The organism is Collinsella vaginalis, from assembly GCF_900176655.1.
GTDB classification, from domain to species: Bacteria; Actinomycetota; Coriobacteriia; order Coriobacteriales; family Coriobacteriaceae; genus Collinsella; species Collinsella vaginalis.
The window spans coordinates 382,915-400,450 of record NZ_LT838843.1 but is presented as its reverse complement, the minus strand read 5'-3'; the positions used below and the strand labels follow the sequence as shown (position 1 = coordinate 400,450).

Here is a 17,536-nt window from a genome sequence, read left to right as displayed (position 1 = left end):
GCCTGGGGCGGATCCACCCGCGTGTCCCAGCAGGCGCGATGCGAATGCGGCGGCGGTGCAGGCGGCGCGGGCGAGCTGCAAGCGCGCCCGGGAGAAGCCTCGAACACCGCCTTCGGTCTGGAGTGAACCCACTTCAATCCCCTCTTCACGATCTATGACATGCGGCAGTGGTACCCACAATGCGGGTGTCCAAAAACCGCACCGAGCGATGCCTATTTCGTTTTCACATGTGAACGGTAGCGCAGGCTCCGCTCGAGCAGGACATCCGCCGCGGTGACGCCACCCAGATATATGGCCACGGAAGCGGCCGAGCCGGCGAGCGCGATGGGGACCGAGCGATGCAGGTACCCGAGCGCCAGAGACGCGGGAACGAGAATCAGGAGCTGCGCGATGGAGCCGATGGCGAGCGGGGCAACGTAGCGCGGGGGTTGAGGCGGCATCGGATAGCCCTCAGGGGCGCGGCCCCGGAACTGTCGTCCGAGCGCGGACTCAGCGGAATTCCGTGAGCCCCCCCTGCTCGTGATTCCTCAAACCCGTGGTATCTTCCATCGAACCCTCCCCGGCCTGATGGATCCGGGTGGAACATCGCATCCACCCGGATCCTCCACGCGGCCACCGGCCGCAATCGGAGTGATTATGGTATCACCCCCTACAGGGAGATGCCACCTATGGCGAGCAGGACGATCGCGGACGCCGCGGCAGCGGTCACACCTGCGGCAAGGGCGCGCTCCCAGGTAGCGATCCCCGCGACGGCGCCGCGCTCGCGACGGGCCCGCAGGTAGAAGAAGAACCCGGGCACATAGGCGATGCAGCAGAGCATGAGCAGGCGGGCACCTGATATCAGCACGGAGGTGACCAGAAAGGCGCAGGTGAAGGCCGCGATCACCAGTGGCCCCAACTGCCCTTCGCGGCGTCGGGGCCAGGCGAGCTTCACCTGATAGGCCGCGGCGAGCGACCAGCTGACCACGATCGCGGCCGTGCAAAGCGAGTAGGCGAATCGATAGGCCTCAGCCGAGAACAGCGTCACGACGGACAGAATCTGGATCACCACACCGGTGGCGATGAGGCAGGACGTGGGCGCTCCCCAGGTGTTGTGGCCTGCGAACATGCGGGGCATGAGACCGGTCCGCGCCATCTCGCTCAGGGTCTCGGACGCGAGCATCAGATAGGAGAGCCAGGCACCGAAGATGGACACGATAAGGCCGCCGACGATGAAGGCCCCGCCCCAGGGGCCCACGGCCTCCTGGAAGATGAAGGCCATCGACGGCGTGCCCACGGCCATGAGCTCCGCGCGCGGGAGGAACCCGTAGGGCAGGATGGAGGCGGCGATGTAGAGGATGACGAGCGCCGTGGTGCCGAGGACCGTGGCACGGGAGACGTCCGCCTTGCGCCGGGCGCGGTGCCCGAGCACCGTGGCGCCCTCCATGCCGACGAAGACCCACATCATGACCATCAGGCAGTCGATGATCTGCCCGCCGGTGCCCTCGAGGGCAGCCTCCCCACTGGAGGTGTCCGCGTTCGCACCCCAGATGTCCAAGGTGAAGGTCTCCGAGCGGAACACCGCGACCATGGTCGCGATGAAGACGAAGATCGGCACGAGCTTGCAGACCATCACGATTGCGTTGACGGCGCTCGCCCGCTCGACGCCCCGGTTCACGAGCCAGATCACCGACCAGGTGATCACCGAGTTGAGCGCCAGCGAGAGCGGCGAGAGCCCACCGGAGAATACGGGGAGGAAGTACCCGAGCGCCGAGATGAACATCACGCTGAACGCGACGACCCCGATCCAGGTGGAAAGCCAGTACCCCCAGCCGCAGATGAAGCCGACGAAGGGCCCGAAGCCCTCACGCGCGTACGCGACGATGCCGTTGAGCCCCGGCTTCTCAACCGAGAGCCTGCCCAAGGTCGTGGCGAGCCCCATGAAGCCCGCACCGGTGATCAGCCAGGCGATGAGGGCCGGTCCCGGCGCGGCGGCGCGGGAGATGTCCGCCGAGAGGGCAAAGACACCCGATCCGATCGAGGAGCTGATGACGAGGGCGATGAGGGCGATGAGGCCGATGCCGGGGCGGGAGGAGGAATCCGCGGCGGGGTGCCCGCCGCGCGACGGTGAGGTCATAGGGGCTCCTTGTGGGGGCGTTTCAGGTCAGGCCCGCGTGCCAGGTCCGGGCTAGTTGAACTTGACGATCTTACCGGCCAGGCGATAGAGGCCGACCGTCATCCGACGGCCGAACGGCGTCGGGAGGTTGGTGGCGAGGCCGACCAGGCCGAAGCGGGCCCGGCGGTACATGCGCGCATCGTGGGCGCGCAGCTCGGCCCAGAGCGCCCGGAGCTCCGCGGGTTTTGCGGGATCGGACGAAAGCTCGGTGAATACGCTGCAGATGGCCATCATCATCGTGAAGTAGCCCATCATGTAACGGCGCAGGCGCGGCTCGGAGACATCGTCGAAGAGATGGTACGCGTCCATCATGATGCGGGTGATCTTGAACTGCTGGTCGAGCCGGCGAACCATCGTCGCCTCGTTCACGCTCTGGCCCTCGCGACCGATGAAATAGCGGTAGAGGTCGATGTCGGCGTAGTAGATCGAGGTGCAGCGCGGCAGGGGCACGTAGGCGTAGATGTTGTCCACGTAGAAGGTGTGCGCCGGCAGTGGCACGGGCTCGCGCCGGAGCACCTCCGTGCGGTAGCAGAGGCTATGCATGAGCAGGTTCTGACTCGGACCGAAGCTGCCGATCTCACCCCAGGTGAACACGCGGTCGCGGGGCAGGACATGCCGATAGCTGATCGTGTTGCTCGTGCCCTCGAACACCTTCTCGTACACGTAGTTCGCGATGAAGAGGTCAACCTGCTCGTCCCGGGCGCTCAGGGTGCGCAGGATCTCGAGCATGCGGGCGAGGGCGGGCCCGTCGAGCCAGTCGTCCGAATCAACGACCTTGTAATAGGACCCCCGCGCCTCGCGCAGGCCCGCGAGGACCGCCATGCCATGCCCCCCGTTCTCCTGATGCACGGCGCGCACCAGACCGGGGTGCTTGGCGACCCAGGCGTCGGCGATGGCCGGCGTCTCGTCCTTCGACCCGTCGTCGACGATGATGACCTCGATGTCGGGAGCGTAGGCGCTCCCCTCGAGTATCGAGGTCACGCAGCGGTCGAGATCCTGGGCCGCGTTGTAACTGGGGATGCCGAAGGTGATGAGCTTATCGGGCGCGGGGGTGCCCACAGGCTCAGGAATGGCAGGCGATGAGTTCATCGGATAACTCCAGCGCGGACTCGACGGCCGCGTCCATATCGTAGTTTCGGTACTCGGCCAGACGGCCGGCGGGGTGGAAGTTCGTCACGCCCTCGATGCAGTCGAGGTAGGCCTCGAAGCGGTCGCGAGATGCGGGGTCGATGATACCGCAATCGGGATAGAGGGTGCCGGATTCGCTTGGGACGGGAGGGGTCGGCGCAGGATAGGGCAACGGACCCAGGTCGGTGCCAAACAGCGCGTCGAGCGCGCCCGTGTAGACGACCTCGCCGCCATACACCTCACCGTTCAAGAGCACGTGCGTGTCGTCGAACGAGATGAGCTCGCGCTCGTCCACGCTGCAGCAGACGTCGATGAGATCGTGGTCCAGAACGGCTTCGAACAGCTCCGCGCATTGATCCACGGAGATGACCTGCGGGGCGTCGAGGCTGGTATCAAGATTGCTCGCGAACCGCGCGAAGAAACTGACCACCCGCGGCGTCCGGACGCCGAGCAGCCCGTGCACATCCGACACGCCCGCGACCCCGAGGTAGTCACCGGGATTTCCCACCACGCTCTCGCGCCGCTCGAGCACGGCCACGCGGTAGCCGAGCGCCTCGGCGAGGCGGCGGGCGCACACAACCCCGGCGAAACTCGCGCCTGCGACGACCGCATCGTACTCATGTGGATTGAAGCCCTGCGGTAACCCAGAGCTGACAGACATCGGTGCTCCTCAAAACATGGTGGCGGATAGTCGGCCACGTGCGAATATCCGCTCCAATTATATCTCTGGCCGCCGTATAATGATTCGTGCCACACAAGGAATGCTCATCATCTCCCCCGACTATGACGAAAATGTCATGAGAAACCGCAGGTCATCACATACGCCCGGACCTGCGGGCACGGGGGCGGGAGGGCCGAGTTCAAGGAGCAGCATGAGCGAGTTTCTGACCCACATGAAAGACGCCGCGCGCGCCGACAAGAAGACGATCGTCCTCCCCGAGGGCGGGGACCCGCGCACCATCGCCGCCGCGCACACGATCATCGAGGAGGGCCTGGCCAACCTGGTGATCCTCGGCGATCCCGCTGAGATCGACGTCCCGGGCGCCACCGTCATCGATCCCCGCCATGCCGAGCAGCATGAGGCCTACGCCCAGGCCTTCGCCGAGCTCCGCGCCAAGAAGGGCGTGACCATCGAGCAGGCCCGCGCCCAGGTGATGGATGAGACCTACTTCGGCACCATGATGGTCAAGATGGGCGATGCCGACGGCCTCGTCTCCGGTGCCTGCCATTCAACAGCCGACACCCTGCGTCCGGCCCTGCAGATCCTGAAGACCGCACCCGGAACCAAGCTCGTCTCCGCCTTCTTCGTGATATGCACGAACACCCCGGAGTTCGGCGACGAGGGCACGCTCATCTTTGCGGATTGCGCCCTGAACATCGCCCCCACGGCCGATGAGCTCGCCGAGATCGCGATCGCGAGCGCCCACTCCTGGGAGACCTTCATGGGCGACATCGAGCCCCGGGTCGCCATGCTGTCCTACTCCACCATGGGCTCCGCCGGCGGGGACATCGCGAAGAAGGTCCAGGAGGCCACGGCCTTCGCGAAGGAGCGCGCCCCGCAGCTCGCCGTCGACGGCGACCTTCAGCTCGACGCCGCCCTCGTGGACACCGTCGCCGCCCTGAAGGCGCCCGGCAGCAGCGTTGCCGGCACCGCCAACGTGCTGGTCTTCCCCGATCTCGAGGCCGGCAACATCGGGTACAAGCTCGTCCAGCGCTTCGGGCGCGCCGAGGCGTACGGACCGATCCTGCAGGGCATCGCGAAACCGGTCAACGACCTCTCGCGCGGCGCCACGGCCGATGACATCGTGGGCGTGGTCGCGATCACCGCTGTGCAGGCGCAGATGGCTCGCTAACAGGCCATCTTCTTACGCGAGGGGCCACGAGTCCCCCTTCGGCGCTGTCCTCGCTTCGCTGCGGAGGCGCCTGCGGGGGCTCGTGGCCCTTCGCTATCGATGGGTTAGCTCGCTGATGAAAAGCGGCCCTAGCCTTCCTTGGCTTGCAGCTCATTGTGAGACTGAGTTTTATTGGTGGGTGCTTGCGTCGTGCGCTATCTGACGTACTGAGAGCGCTCCGGTAACAGGCCATCTGCCGCGCTTGGGTCCGGAAGTCCCCCTTCGGCGCTGTCCTCGCTTCGCTGCGGAGGCGCCCGCGGGGGCTCCCGGGCCCTTCGGTGTTGATGGGCTACCTCGCAAGGGAGGAGGAAGTCCCAGCCGGTAGCGTGGGTTGCAGCTCGGTGTGAGATGTGCATTGTTTTTAGGCAGCCACCTGTCCCCAGCGCTAACTAACAAGCGCGGTTATCGCGATTGATGAGAGCTTGTTTAAGCCTCGATAGGGCAGTTGACCGCCATGTGCGGGCGCCTAACTCGATAGTTCGTCTATGAGGTCCAGAACCTTCAGGAGGTTGCGTTCGTCGATGTGGTGGGGGGCGACGGCTTTTGTGGCGGGTTTGGCGCAGAAGGCGATGCCGATGCCGGCTGCCTTGAGCATGGGGATGTCGTTCGCGCCGTCACCGATGGCGACCACGTTCGCCAGATCGACCTCAGCCTCGGCGGCCCATTGGCGCATGGTCGCGAGTTTGAGATCGCAGGTCACGATCGGGCCCTGGGTCCGCCCGGTAAATTGGCCGCCTCGCACCTCAAGGCGGTTCGCGAGGCAGTAATCGATGCCTGCGGCGGCGACCAGGCGGTCGGCGATCTCGTGGAACCCGCCCGACACCAACCCGACCACCCAACCGCGCTCATGGGCGGCGGAGACCAGCTCCCGGGCACCGGGCGTGAAGGTCACCCGCGCCCACACGCGTTCGAGCACCGAGACGGGAAGGTCCCTCAGCAGGGCGACCCGCTCGGCAAGGGCCTCCTTGAAGTCAAGTTCGCCGCGCATTGCGCGCTCGGTGATCGCAGCAACGCGCTCGCCGACACCCGCCTCATCACCGAGCAGGTCGATAACCTCCTCGTTGATTAAGGTGGAATCTATGTCCATCACGATCAGGCGCTTGGCGTTCACGGTCGGCAGGGGCTCCTCTCAAAAAAGCGGCGAGAGATGGGCTCGGCCCTCCCCCCCCGCCGCTCCATCTCACATATGGTGCTAGACCGCCAGGCGCTCGACGTCGGAGGCGATCATGTACTCCTCGTCCGTAGGGATCACCATGACCGTCACGGAGGAGCCGGCGGCGGAGATCACACGGTCCCCGCGCTCGGCGGAGCGGTTGCGATCGTTGTCGATGCGGACGCCGAGCCACTCGAAGCACTCGCAGAAGGCCTTGCGGATCGACCAGTCGTTCTCGCCGATGCCGGCGGTGAAGGTGATGGTGTCCACCCCCGCCATGCTCGCGATCATCGCGGCAGCCTGCGTCATGGCCTTGTAGGCGAACATATCGAAGGCGAGCAGGCAACGCTCATCGCCGCGGCTGGCGCCGTCGCGGATGTCACGGGCGTCACTCGAGATGCCGGAGACCGCGAGCATGCCGGAGCGCTTGTTCATCATCTCGTCGACCTCGTCGTAGGTGTAGCCGCCCTCGCGTTGGAGGTAGCAGACGGTCGCCGGGTCGATGGAGCCGCAGCGGGTGCCCATCATGAGGCCGTCGAGCGGGGTGAGGCCCATCGTGGTGTCGCGGCAGGTTCCGTCCTCGATCGCGCAGAGCGAGGCGCCGTTGCCGAGATGGCAGGAGAGCAGTCGGTGGCAGGACTCACCGAGGAGCTCCTTGGCGCGCATCCACTCATAGCGGTGGCTCGTGCCGTGCGCCCCATACTTGCGCACATGGTACTTGTCGACCACGTCCTTTGGCAGGGCGTAGGTGCTCGCCACCTCGGGCATCGTCATGTGGAAGGACGTGTCGAAGACCGCGACGTTCGGGAGCTCGGGATAGCGCTCACGGCAGTACTCGATGATGGCCGCCTCACCGTAGTTGTGAAGGGGCGCGAGGGGCGCGACCTCCAGGATCTTGGCGTAGACCTCATCGGTCACGAGGGCGGAGTCCTCGAAGTACCAGCCGCCTTGCACGATGCGGTGGCCGATGCCGTCGAAGGCGATGTCGAGCCCGGCGAGGTGATCGAGGACCGCGCGGATCGCCGTGCGGTGATCGGGGAAGAGGGCGTCTTCGGTGACCTTCTCCTCACCAGCCACCGCGTGGCCGAAGATGCCCCGGTCGAGCCCGATGCGCTCGCAGTTGCCCTTCGCGAAGACCTCCCGCGTGACGGTGTCCATGAGCTGATACTTCAAACTTGAGCTTCCAGCGTTGACGACAAGTACGTTCATACGACTCCAATCGGTTATATCGCGTCAGCCCGCTGCAGCACGCAGGTGGGCGCATGCGGTTGGAAAACAGGGCCTCGATTAGGCGGTGGCGCTGACGATGCGCTCGACATCGGACGCGATCATGTACTCCTCATCCGTGGGGATGACGTAGATCGCGACGGGGGAATCCGGGAGCGAGAGCTTCCAGGCGCCGTCGGCACGCAGGGCGTTGCGTGCATGGTCCATGTGGACGCCGAGCCAAGCCAGGCGATCGGCCACACCGGCACGGACCGCGGGGGCGTGCTCGCCGATGCCCGCGGTGAACACGAGGGCGTCCATACCGCCCATGGCGCAGGCCATCTCGGCGGCCTTGGCGGCGATCTTGTAGACGAACATGTCGAAGGCGAGCTCGTAGCTCGGCTCCCCTGCGGCGACACCCGCCTCGACGTCGCGGACATCGTTCGTCTCACCCGTGACCGCAAGGAGGCCCGAGCGCTTGTTCATCATCTCGTCGACCTCGTCGTACGTGTAGCCCCCTTCGCGCTGGAGGTAGACGACCGTGGCCGGGTCGATGGAGCCACAGCGGGTGCCCATCATGATGCCGTCGAGCGGGGTGAGGCCCATCGTGGTGTCCATGCACCTGCCGTCCTCGATGGCGCAGAGCGAGGCGCCTGAGCCGATATGGCAGACGACCACGCGGCGGGCGGCGGGGTCCATCTCGGCGACGGCTCCTGCGATGCATCGGTAGCTCGTGCCGTGCGCGCCGTATTTGCGGATATGCAGCTTGTCGCAGACATCCTGCGGCAGGGCGTAGGTGCGGGCCACCTCGGGCATGTTGAAGTGGAAGGCCGTGTCGTAGACGGTCACATTCGGCAGATCGGGATAGGCGGAGAGGCAGAACTCGATGACGTCCGCCTCGGGGTTGTTGTGGAGCGGTGCGAGCGGGGCCACCTCGCGGATCTTGGCGAGCACATCGGCGTCGACGAGGGTTGAATCGCCGAAATGCCACCCACCCTGAACGATGCGGTGGCCGATGCCGTCGATCTGGACCTTATGCTCCGTGAGATCGGCGAGGACGACCTCGATGGCGCGCTTGTGATCGGGGAACTCGATGTGGTCGGTGACCTTCTTCTCCCCCGCCGCCGCATGGGTGAAGGTGCCGCCCGTGAAGCCGACACGCTCACACGAGCCCTTGGCGAAGACCTCATGGGTCACGGTATCCATCAGCTGATACTTGAGCGTCGAGCTGCCGGCGTTTACGACGAGTACGTTCATAGGGCTCCTTCTGCCTGGGTGGCCTGCATGCACATCGGCTCATATTCTACTACGGGGCAAACGCACATACAGAGCTCGACCCCGCTCGACGCACGCACGCTGAGTCGGCATCTCCCCCGCACGGCTTGACGCTCAGGGCGCACGGATCCAGGACGCCGCGGCGATACCCGCGCGCAGCGTGCAGACCGTCGGCCATACATACCGCGGCCTCCGCCCCGAGATCGGGGCGGAGGCCAAAGGGGGCTCACACCCTACAGCAGCCCTTCGCCGAGGGGCTTGCCGCCGAGGACATGAACGTGCAGGTGCATGACGGTCTGACCGGCATGGGCGCCTTTGTTCGAGATGATCCGGAAGCCCTCGCCGAGACCCTTCGCCTGGGCGACCTCATCGATGGCATGCGTCATCGATGCGAGCACCTCGGCGGGAACGCCGTCGGTGATGTCGCGATAGTGCTCCTTCGGCACCACGAGCGTGTGGACCGGCGCCTGCGGGCTCAGGTCATCGAATGCGATGACCTGATCATCCTCGTAGACGACGGTGGCAGGGATCTCATGGTTCGCGATCTTGCAGAAGATGCAATCCGGATCTGCATTCATGGCGTGCCCCTTTCCGGGCGAGGTTGTTTAAAACGGAAGGTCGTCGCTGGTGGCCGCGGCGTCAGCGGCAACCAGGGTGTCGGTCCCGTCGACGTCCTTGACGAGGACGGCGACTTTCTGCTCGGCCGTGGCGAGGCGCTCGCGCAGGTTCTTCAGGAGCTCGACGCCGCGCGTGTAGCTTGCAAGCGAGTCCTCGAGCTCGAGGTCACCGGACTCGAGGTTTCGGATGATGCGCTCGAGCTCCTGGGAGGCCTCCTTGTAGCTGAGCTCGGTGATGTCCTTGGTGTTCTCTGCCATGTGATCCAGTCCTTTCGTTCAGCGTCAGCGCCCTGCGGGTTTGACGTCGGTTACCGTTCCGTACACATCTCCGTCTGCGAGCCGCACGCGCAGCTCGGAACCGGGGATGAAGGACGCCGTGCTCGCAGCCACATGTCCTGCCGCGTAGGCGATGGAATAGCCGCGGGCGAGTACCTTCAGAGGCGAGAGGGCGTCGAGTGCGGCGGCGGCTGAGGAGAGCGATGAGGCGGCCGGGCGCGTGATCTCGCCGCCCGCGGAGCGCAGCCGGGACGCCAACAGGGAGAGTCGGTGGGCGTGATCCTGAGCGAGGCCGGTGCCGAGGGTCGAGAGCCGGGACCCTTGGTGCCCGAGCTCCACACGATGGCGCTCGACGGTGCGGTCCCCGGCGCGCACCAGACGCTCGGAGGTTTGGTCGAGCTCGACGGCGCGGCGCTCGAGGGTGGCCCCGGGCCGGGTGAGGACGGCATGGGACGCGGCTGCGGCGAGGGCCGCGCGCTCACGGCTGAGCAGGCCGTCCATGGCTCGCGCGATGCGACCGGTGAGGCCGGTGAGCTCTGACCGGGCGGCGCTCACGGTGCCGGCGACGGTCTTGATGAGCCGGGCCTCGCGCTCATCAAGCCGATCGGCGAGGTCCGTGATGGCCGGAGCCACCGACTCGGCAGCCGCCGTGGGCGTCGAGCTCCGGCGATCGCTCACCATATCGCAGATCGAGGTGTCCGGCTCATGGCCGATACCGGTGATGACGGGTATCGGGCTCGCAGCCACCGCGCGTGCGAGGCCCTCGTCGTTGAAGGTCATCAGATCCTCGAACGAGCCTCCGCCTCGCACGAGCAGGATGCACTCGGGGGCCGGGGTGATCGACGCCGCCCTCCTGAGCCCCTCGATGAGCTCGGCGGGCGCGCCCTCGCCCTGAACCTTGGAGCCCACGCAGACGAGCTCCACCAGCGGATTCCGTCGCCTGAGTGTGCGTTTGACGTCGTCGATGACAGCACCGGAGAGCGAGGTCACCACCGCCACGCGCGTGCAGAAGACGGGGATGCGGCGCTTGCGGGAGGCATCCATGAGCCCCTCGCGGCGCAGGCGCTCCGCAAGCTCCGCCACCTGCTGCCGGAGCAGGCCCTCCCCTGCCAGCGAGAACGAACGGACGATGAAGCTCATCTTGCCCGTAGGCTTGTAGATGTTGAATCTCCCCTTGAGGATCACCTGCATGCCGTCGCGCAGATCGAAGCTGCGGGCGCCGTAGATCTGCTTCCAGATGGCGCAGTCCATGGCCGCNTTGACGCGCCGGTACGCGGAGCGCGGATCGAGCACGTAATGCTCGAGGCGGGTGAGCGGCGCGATCTCATCGGCGACCCAGCCCGTCCGCCCGGCGGCGGCGAGGCGATCCGCGATGACGGCGTACGCCTCGATGAGGTAGCGCACGTCGTCCACTGCGTACTCGATCTGCGCCGGCGTGAGGGGGCGACGGCTCCAATCGGTGAGCGACTCGCTCTTGGGCAGGTCGACGCCGCAGAACGCGTGCACGAGACCGTTGTATGAGATCTGCGTGCGCTCACCGAGGAAGGCGGCGGCCACCTGCGTGTCGAAGATCGGGCCCGGAAGGACCCCGAGCGCGTGGTGGATGACCTCCATGTCCTGGGAGCATGCGTGGAAGACCTTCAGGACCTCGGCGTTGGCCAGGAGCGCCGCCAAGGGGGCCATGTCCATGGGGGCCAAGGGGTCGATGACCGCGCACTCATCCGGGGTCGCCACCTGCACCAGGCAGAGCTTCGGAAAGAAGGTGCGCTCGCGCAGGAACTCGGTGTCGACGGCGATGGCCGGGTGGGCCGCAGCGCGTTCGCAGAACGCCTCAAGATCAGACCGTGTGGAAATGTACATGTATCACCTTGCACCGGCTTGCCCCGTGCAGGGGCAGATGGGAATATGTCTTCATAACTATACTCGGCCCCGCTCAGATGGGAACTGACACATGCGCTGCCTCATCATCCACAACCCAGCCTCAGGGCCCCGATCCGATGAGATCTTCGCCTTCACCCACGCGCTCGCCGAGGCTGGCGACGAGGTCGTCTTCCGCCTCCTCGGTGACGGGATGGAGAGCGCCGGGGCCGCCGCGGACGCGGGCTCCTTTGACCGGGTGGTGGTCTCAGGTGGGGACGGCACCGTNGGACACAAGTCCCGCCGATCGCGAGCGCAGATTAGTCGCGGCTCCCACGCGTGCGGGACAGCAGGTAGAGCAGCTGCAAGATGCTCGTCAAGGCGGCGGCGACGTAGGTCAGGGCCGCCGCGGTGAGCACGCGGCGGGCGCCGCGGGCGTTCACCTCGCCCATCCCCGACGATTCGATGTACGCCACGGCGCGTCGGCTCGCGTCGAACTCGACGGGAAGGGTGACCAGCTGGAAGATGACCGAGAAGGCGAAGAGCGCGATGGCGAGGTTCGTGAGGCCCGCGAGGTTCATCGCGACGCCGATGATGAAGATGAGCATCCACATGTTCTGCGAGAAGTTCACCACCGGCACGAGCGCGTGCCTGATCTTCATCGGGATGTAGCCCCGCTCGCGCTGGATGGCGTGGCCCGCCTCATGGCAGGCGACGGCGACGCTCGCCACCGACCCGCCCGAGAGGTTCGACGAGGAGAGGTAGAGGTTGTTGTCGCGGGGGTCGTAGTGGTCCGTGAGCGTGCCGGCGACCGACTTGATGCCCACCCCGGAGGCGCCGTTCTGGTTGAGCATGCGGCGCGCCACGTCGGCCCCGGTCTCCCCATCCGAGGGGACCTTGGACCAGACCTTGTACGTCCTGTTGATATACGCCTGGGTGGCGAGGCCGAGCACCAGCGACACCACGACCAGCAGCAGGTAGGCGGGGTCTATCCCGAACCCGTAGCCCATGTAGCCCATTCCATATCCGAACATCGCAGCTCCTTTGTACGCTGAGGGGATTCGTATGCCTGGCCTTGTACCCCGTCTGCGCACCGGGGCTGAGGACCGGGGGCGGGCGCTACAGGATCTCTAGGTTGCCGTCCTTCACCGTGAGCCCGATATCACCGGCGAGCAGGTCGTCGATGAGCGTCCCCACGAGCTCGAAGCGCCAGCCGTCGCGCAGGGGGCTGCGGTCCGGATGGTCTATGTAGTCGAGGAGGTCGTCACGGGAGGCGATGAACGAGGTCGCCACGCCCGAGCGCTCCGACACGAGGCGGAGTAGGGCGAACATCAGGTCCGTCACGCTCTCCGTCTCCGGGGTGGCGGCGCGGCGGGTGCGAACCACGTTCGGGAGATTCTCAGCCGGGCAGCGCGTTCCCCGCTGCGCCGCCTCGAGGGCCGCCGCCACGTCGCGATCCGAGAGCTGCTCGGTCCCGCGGACGCGCTTGAGCTCGGTTTCCGTCTTGGGCGGGCGGCGCGCGAGGGCGACGAGGACCTCGTCGGAGATGACCCATTTGCGGGGGATGTCCCGATCGGCGGCGCGACGCTCGCGCCACGCGGCGAGTTCACGCGCGACCGCCTGCTGGCGCCTGGTGAGCGAGCTGACCCGCTTGACGCGCCGGTACGCGGAGCGCGGATCGAGCACGTAATGCTCGAGGCGGGTGAGCGGCGCGATCTCATCGGCGACCCAGCCCGTCCGCCCGGCGGCGGCGAGGCGATCCGCGATGACGGCGTACGCCTCGATGAGGTAGCGCACGTCGTCCACTGCGTACTCGATCTGCGCCGGCGTGAGGGGGCGACGGCTCCAATCGGTGAGCGACTCGCTCTTGGGCAGGTCGACGCCGCAGAACGCGTGCACGAGACCGTTGTATGAGATCTGCGTGCGCTCACCGAGGAAGGCGGCGGCCACCTGCGTGTCGAAGATCGGGCCCGGAAGGACCCCGAGCGCGTGGTGGATGACCTCCATGTCCTGGGAGCATGCGTGGAAGACCTTCAGGACCTCGGCGTTGGCCAGGAGCGCCGCCAAGGGGGCCATGTCCATGGGGGCCAAGGGGTCGATGACCGCGCACTCATCCGGGGTCGCCACCTGCACCAGGCAGAGCTTCGGAAAGAAGGTGCGCTCGCGCAGGAACTCGGTGTCGACGGCGATGGCCGGGTGGGCCGCAGCGCGTTCGCAGAACGCCTCAAGATCAGACCGTGTGGAAATGTACATGTATCACCTTGCACCGGCTTGCCCCGTGCAGGGGCAGATGGGAATATGTCTTCATAACTATACTCGGCCCCGCTCAGATGGGAACTGACACATGCGCTGCCTCATCATCCACAACCCAGCCTCAGGGCCCCGATCCGATGAGATCTTCGCCTTCACCCACGCGCTCGCCGAGGCTGGCGACGAGGTCGTCTTCCGCCTCCTCGGTGACGGGATGGAGAGCGCCGGGGCCGCCGCGGACGCGGGCTCCTTTGACCGGGTGGTGGTCTCAGGTGGGGACGGCACCGTCTCCAGCCTGCTCGATCGCCTGCGCGACTCCGGCGCCCCGGTGCTCGTGTTCCCCTCGGGCACCGCGAACCTCTTCTTCGGCAACATCGGCAACGCGCCCGAGGCGGCGGCCCTCGCCCGGGCCTGCCGTGCCGGCCGCACCGCGAAGGTGGACATGGGCGAGCTCTCGTGGACCGACGAGAACGGGGTCTCCCGGCGTCATGGATTCATCATCATCGCCGGCACGGGCTTCGACGCCGACATCATGCGACGGGCCGAATCGAGCCACGGCGAGATGGGCGAGATCGCCTACGCCCTGGCTGCTCTCGCGTCACCGGCACCGCAGGTGGCCCACTTCACCATCGAGCATGACGGGAAGGTCGACGAGCTGGACGGCATCGGCTGCATGGTGGCCAACACGGCGCTCATCCAGAACGACATCAACCTCTTCCCCGACTGCCGCATGGACGACGGCCTCATCGACATCGCCGTCATCGAGCCCGCGAAGACCGTGGAGCTCCTGCCCACGGTGATCGCCGGCGTCCTCGACCCGGCCGGCAAAGGGCTGCTGGGCAGGCCGCAGTTCAAGATCTTCCAGGCACGTGAGGCGCGCATCACCGCGAACCCCTCGCTCGGCATGGAGTTCGACGGCGAGCTGATCGAGGGCAAGCCCGGATCCTTCTCGGCGCGGGCGATCCCGCAGTGCCTCGACCTCATCATCGACGACTACTCGAATCTGGCGTAAGGCAGGTCCCGCATAAGCGGGCGCGTGACACGGCCAGCCCTGGGCACCCGCCGCACTACGCGCCCAGACGAAAGACGGCCCCTCGGCGCGGAAGGCCTATCCGCGCCGAGGGGCCGCTCCATATGAACGCGAAGGCCGGGGTCCAGCCGATATCTCAGAACAAGATGCCCGCTGCAATGAGCGCGACGGCCACCGCGATGGCCGCGATGTCACGTGCGGCGAAGGGGTAGCGCTTGAAGCTGCTCCCCCGCGCACGCAGGTAAAAGCCGCGCTGCTCGGCGGCGAGGGCCGTGGCGTCGGCCTTCCCCACCGATGAGATCAGCAGCGGGATGCACAGCGGCAACATGAGGCGCAGCCGCGTGATGGGGTTCTTCGAATCGTACTCCACGCCGCGCGCCGTCTGGGCCTCCATGATCGCGTCCATCTCCTGCGAGAAGACCGGCACGAAGCGCAGGGCCGTCGTGAACGTGAACGCATAGCGGTACGGGATGTGCAGATGCTCGACGCAGGCGTTCGCGAGGTCGTTCAGCTTGGTCACCATGAGGATGAGGACGAGTGGCAGGGCGACGCCGAGCAGGCGCAGGCAGGCCTTGCCCCCCGTGATGAGCCCCTCGTCGGTCACCGGGCCGAGGACCGGCGTCCCGGCGTGCACGAGCAGCACCTGGATCACAAGCATGAGCAGCGCGATGGGGAGCAGGAGCCGGAGCAGGCGGAGCATCTGCGGGAGGACGCCCGCGCTTGCCGCGAGCGCCAGCGTGAGCGCGATCATGCCCACCAGCACGGCATAGGTGTCGCCGAGGAAGATGGCCACGATGGTCCCGGTTGCAAGTGCGAGCTTCGCGACGGGGTTCAACCGGTGCAGCAGGCTCGTGCCCGGATGGTAGTCGATGACGTTAACCACGGTGGATCAGCTCCTCGGTGATGCGGACGATGTCGGCGACCTCGGTCACGCCGATGGAGAACGCCGGGGACACGGACTCCGCCAGGCGGTGCGCCAGGCGGACGACCTGAGGCGCTTCAACGCTCGCCGCGTGCATGAGTCCCTCGTCGGCGAAGATCGCGGCGGCGTCGCCCCGCGCGAGGATGCGGCCGTCCGCCATGACGACGATGCGCTCGGCGAAATCGGATACGACCTCCATGTCATGGCAGACCATGATCACCGCGCTGCCACGCTCGGCCATCTCGCGCACCGTCTCCATGACGGTCATGCACTCGCGGTAGTCGAGGCCGCTCGTGGGCTCATCGAGGAGGACCACCTCGGGCTCCATGACGACGACGCTGGCGAGCGCCACCATCTGCCGTTGGCCACGGGAGAGCACGAAGGGGGACTCGTCGAGCGGCAGACCGAAGCGCTCCACGACGGCGCGCGCCCGCTCGCGGGCGGTGGCGGCGTCGGTGCCGGTGAGCTCGAGGCCGAAAGCGACCTCGTCGAGGACGGTGTCCTTGCAGATCTGGCGGTCCGGGTTCTGGAAGAGGGTCGCCACGTGCGCGGCGATCTTGCTTGTCGGCAGATCGGCGGTATCCATGCCGGCGATGCGCACCGCGCCCTCGCTCGGACGCAGCAAGCCGCAGAGGAGCTTGGTGAGCGTGGTCTTGCCGGCGCCGTTCTGGCCGACGATGCCCACGAGCTCACCGGGGTAGACGGTGACGTCGAGATCGCGGACAGCTGCCGCGCCGGGACCGTACGAGAAGCCGACGCCGGTGAGCTCGACCACGGGCTCCGCGCCGACGGCGTGGGCCCGGGCTGCGGGAACGTGGGGCGACGGGGCGGGATCCGACGCCGGCATCTCGTCGGCGGCGCCGGCAGGGACCAAACTCCTGATCAGACCTTCCGCCTCGGCGACGTCGAGACTCGGGTCGGTGCCCGCCGGGGAGAGCCCGCGCTTGACGAGGCTGTTGGAGATGCGCACCGTCCGGGGGCTGTCCACCCCGAGTCGACGCAGGTCGGTCGCGCGGGCGAAGACCTCATGCGGGGTCCCCTCGATTTGGATGCGCCCCTCCCCCATCACGGCGATCCTGCTGCAGTAGCGGGAGAGCAGCGCCACCTTCTGCTCGATGACCACGACGGTCACGCCGGCCGTCTCGTTCACGGCGCGAAGGGTCTCGAACACGAGGCGCGACGACTCGGGGTCCAGCGCGGCGGTCGGCTCGTCCATCACGAGGACGCGGGGCTTGAGCGCCAGGATGGCGGCGATCGCGACCTTCTGCTTCTGTCCACCCGAGAGCGTGGCGATCTCGCGGTCGCGCAGATCGGCGATGCCCACCGTCTCCAGGGCCTCGACGAGGCGCCCATCGATCTGATCGTGCGGCACGCCGAAGTTCTCGAGCCCGAAGAGCATCTCGTCCTCGACCACCGAGGCGACCATCTGCGTGTCGATATCCTGCAGGACGCTGCCGACCACCCGGGAGATGTCCGTGAGGCTCACCTCGCAGGTGTCCATGCCGTCGACGGTGACGGAGCCGTAGAGCGCCCCTCGGAAGTGATGCGGTATCGCCCCGGACATCGCGCAGGCGAGCGTCGTCTTGCCGGCGCCCGAGGGCCCGATCACCCCGAGGAACTCCCCCGCCGCGATGCGCAGGCTCACCGCGTCGAGCGCCGGTGCGGCATCTGCGGCATAGGAGAAGTTGACGGCGTCGAGCTCGATGATGGGCGGTCGGGATTCCTCGTCAGGTGCAGTCATGGGTGCCTTTCATGCCGGGCTGGGTGCCGGGCTC

17 protein-coding genes are annotated in these 17,536 nt (G+C 67.0%); 3 read left to right on the top strand and 14 right to left on the bottom strand.

Annotated features, from left to right (window positions below; translation table 11 throughout):
• Positions 1–212: 212 nt before the first annotated feature.
• From CAP13_RS03405 to CAP13_RS03390, 4 genes are all read right to left on the bottom strand, one after another.
• The gene (locus tag CAP13_RS03405; protein WP_085830226.1) at positions 213–440 is read right to left on the bottom strand and encodes a hypothetical protein; all 228 of its coding nucleotides are present in this window, start codon (positions 438–440) and stop codon (positions 213–215) included.
• A 209-nt stretch (positions 441–649) separates the two neighbouring features.
• On the bottom strand, positions 650–2,116 hold the full coding sequence (locus CAP13_RS03400; RefSeq protein WP_085830225.1) for a basic amino acid/polyamine antiporter: 1,467 nt from the start codon (positions 2,114–2,116) through the stop codon (positions 650–652).
• Positions 2,117–2,167: 51 nt separating this feature from the next.
• Positions 2,168–3,244: a glycosyltransferase family 2 protein gene (locus CAP13_RS03395; protein WP_085830224.1), complete on the bottom strand. Its 1,077-nt coding sequence runs from the start codon at positions 3,242–3,244 to the stop codon at positions 2,168–2,170.
• Positions 3,219–3,944 carry an NAD(P)-binding protein gene (locus CAP13_RS03390; protein WP_085830223.1) on the bottom strand — a complete coding sequence of 242 codons (726 nt, stop codon included), beginning with the start codon at positions 3,942–3,944 and terminating at the stop codon, positions 3,219–3,221. The genes CAP13_RS03395 and CAP13_RS03390 overlap by 26 nt, the downstream gene beginning before the upstream one ends.
• Before the next feature lie 211 nt (positions 3,945–4,155).
• On the opposite strand from CAP13_RS03390, the gene pta reads away from it, so the two are divergent.
• Positions 4,156–5,136 (top strand): phosphate acetyltransferase, encoded by a 981-nt coding sequence (pta, locus tag CAP13_RS03385; RefSeq protein WP_085830222.1) that lies wholly within the window; start codon positions 4,156–4,158, stop codon positions 5,134–5,136.
• 505 nt (positions 5,137–5,641) lie between these two features.
• Here pta and serB read toward each other — a convergent pair.
• The 6 genes from serB to xseA all read right to left on the bottom strand — a co-directional run bounded on the left by serB (position 5,642) and on the right by xseA (position 11,562).
• On the bottom strand, positions 5,642–6,286 hold the full coding sequence (gene serB / locus CAP13_RS03380; RefSeq protein WP_245798882.1) for a phosphoserine phosphatase SerB: 645 nt from the start codon (positions 6,284–6,286) through the stop codon (positions 5,642–5,644).
• Positions 6,287–6,367: 81 nt separating this feature from the next.
• Complete coding sequence (locus tag CAP13_RS03375; RefSeq protein ID WP_085830221.1) at positions 6,368–7,537, bottom strand: acetate/propionate family kinase; 1,170 nt, start codon at positions 7,535–7,537, stop codon at positions 6,368–6,370.
• 78 nt (positions 7,538–7,615) lie between these two features.
• Positions 7,616–8,791: an acetate/propionate family kinase gene (locus CAP13_RS03370; protein ID WP_085830220.1), complete on the bottom strand. Its 1,176-nt coding sequence runs from the start codon at positions 8,789–8,791 to the stop codon at positions 7,616–7,618.
• A 251-nt stretch (positions 8,792–9,042) separates the two neighbouring features.
• Positions 9,043–9,387, bottom strand: a complete 345-nt coding sequence (locus CAP13_RS03365) for a histidine triad nucleotide-binding protein (protein WP_085830219.1) — start codon at positions 9,385–9,387, stop codon at positions 9,043–9,045.
• Between the two features lie 27 nt (positions 9,388–9,414).
• Positions 9,415–9,684, bottom strand: a complete 270-nt coding sequence (gene xseB / locus CAP13_RS03360; protein WP_085830218.1) for an exodeoxyribonuclease VII small subunit — start codon at positions 9,682–9,684, stop codon at positions 9,415–9,417.
• 24 nt (positions 9,685–9,708) lie between these two features.
• Positions 9,709–11,562: an exodeoxyribonuclease VII large subunit gene (xseA, locus tag CAP13_RS03355; RefSeq protein ID WP_245798881.1), complete on the bottom strand. Its 1,854-nt coding sequence runs from the start codon at positions 11,560–11,562 to the stop codon at positions 9,709–9,711.
• A gap of 91 nt (positions 11,563–11,653) precedes the next feature.
• Here xseA and CAP13_RS09645 point away from each other — a divergent pair, with 91 nt between their 5' ends.
• Positions 11,654–11,974 (top strand): diacylglycerol kinase family protein, encoded by a 321-nt coding sequence (locus tag CAP13_RS09645; protein ID WP_143764877.1) that lies wholly within the window; start codon positions 11,654–11,656, stop codon positions 11,972–11,974.
• On the opposite strand, the gene CAP13_RS03345 is transcribed toward CAP13_RS09645, so the two are convergent.
• On the bottom strand, positions 11,880–12,593 hold the full coding sequence (locus CAP13_RS03345) for a zinc metallopeptidase (RefSeq protein WP_245798880.1): 714 nt from the start codon (positions 12,591–12,593) through the stop codon (positions 11,880–11,882). The genes CAP13_RS09645 and CAP13_RS03345 overlap by 95 nt on opposite strands.
• 85 nt (positions 12,594–12,678) lie before the next feature.
• Positions 12,679–13,812 carry a ribonuclease D gene (rnd, locus tag CAP13_RS03340; protein ID WP_085830217.1) on the bottom strand — a complete coding sequence of 378 codons (1,134 nt, stop codon included), beginning with the start codon at positions 13,810–13,812 and terminating at the stop codon, positions 12,679–12,681.
• Between the two features lie 91 nt (positions 13,813–13,903).
• Here rnd and CAP13_RS03335 point away from each other — a divergent pair, with 91 nt between their 5' ends.
• Positions 13,904–14,821 carry a diacylglycerol/lipid kinase family protein gene (locus CAP13_RS03335; RefSeq protein ID WP_085830216.1) on the top strand — a complete coding sequence of 306 codons (918 nt, stop codon included), beginning with the start codon at positions 13,904–13,906 and terminating at the stop codon, positions 14,819–14,821.
• A 154-nt stretch (positions 14,822–14,975) separates the two neighbouring features.
• Here the strand turns inward: CAP13_RS03335 and CAP13_RS03330 are convergent, their stop codons facing one another.
• Positions 14,976–15,722 (bottom strand): energy-coupling factor transporter transmembrane component T family protein, encoded by a 747-nt coding sequence (locus CAP13_RS03330; RefSeq protein WP_085830215.1) that lies wholly within the window; start codon positions 15,720–15,722, stop codon positions 14,976–14,978.
• Entirely contained in the window at positions 15,715–17,502 is a 1,788-nt protein-coding gene (locus tag CAP13_RS03325; protein WP_085830214.1) for an ABC transporter ATP-binding protein, read from the bottom strand. Before CAP13_RS03325 ends, CAP13_RS03330 begins: the two co-directional genes overlap by 8 nt.
• Positions 17,503–17,536 lie beyond the last annotated feature (34 nt).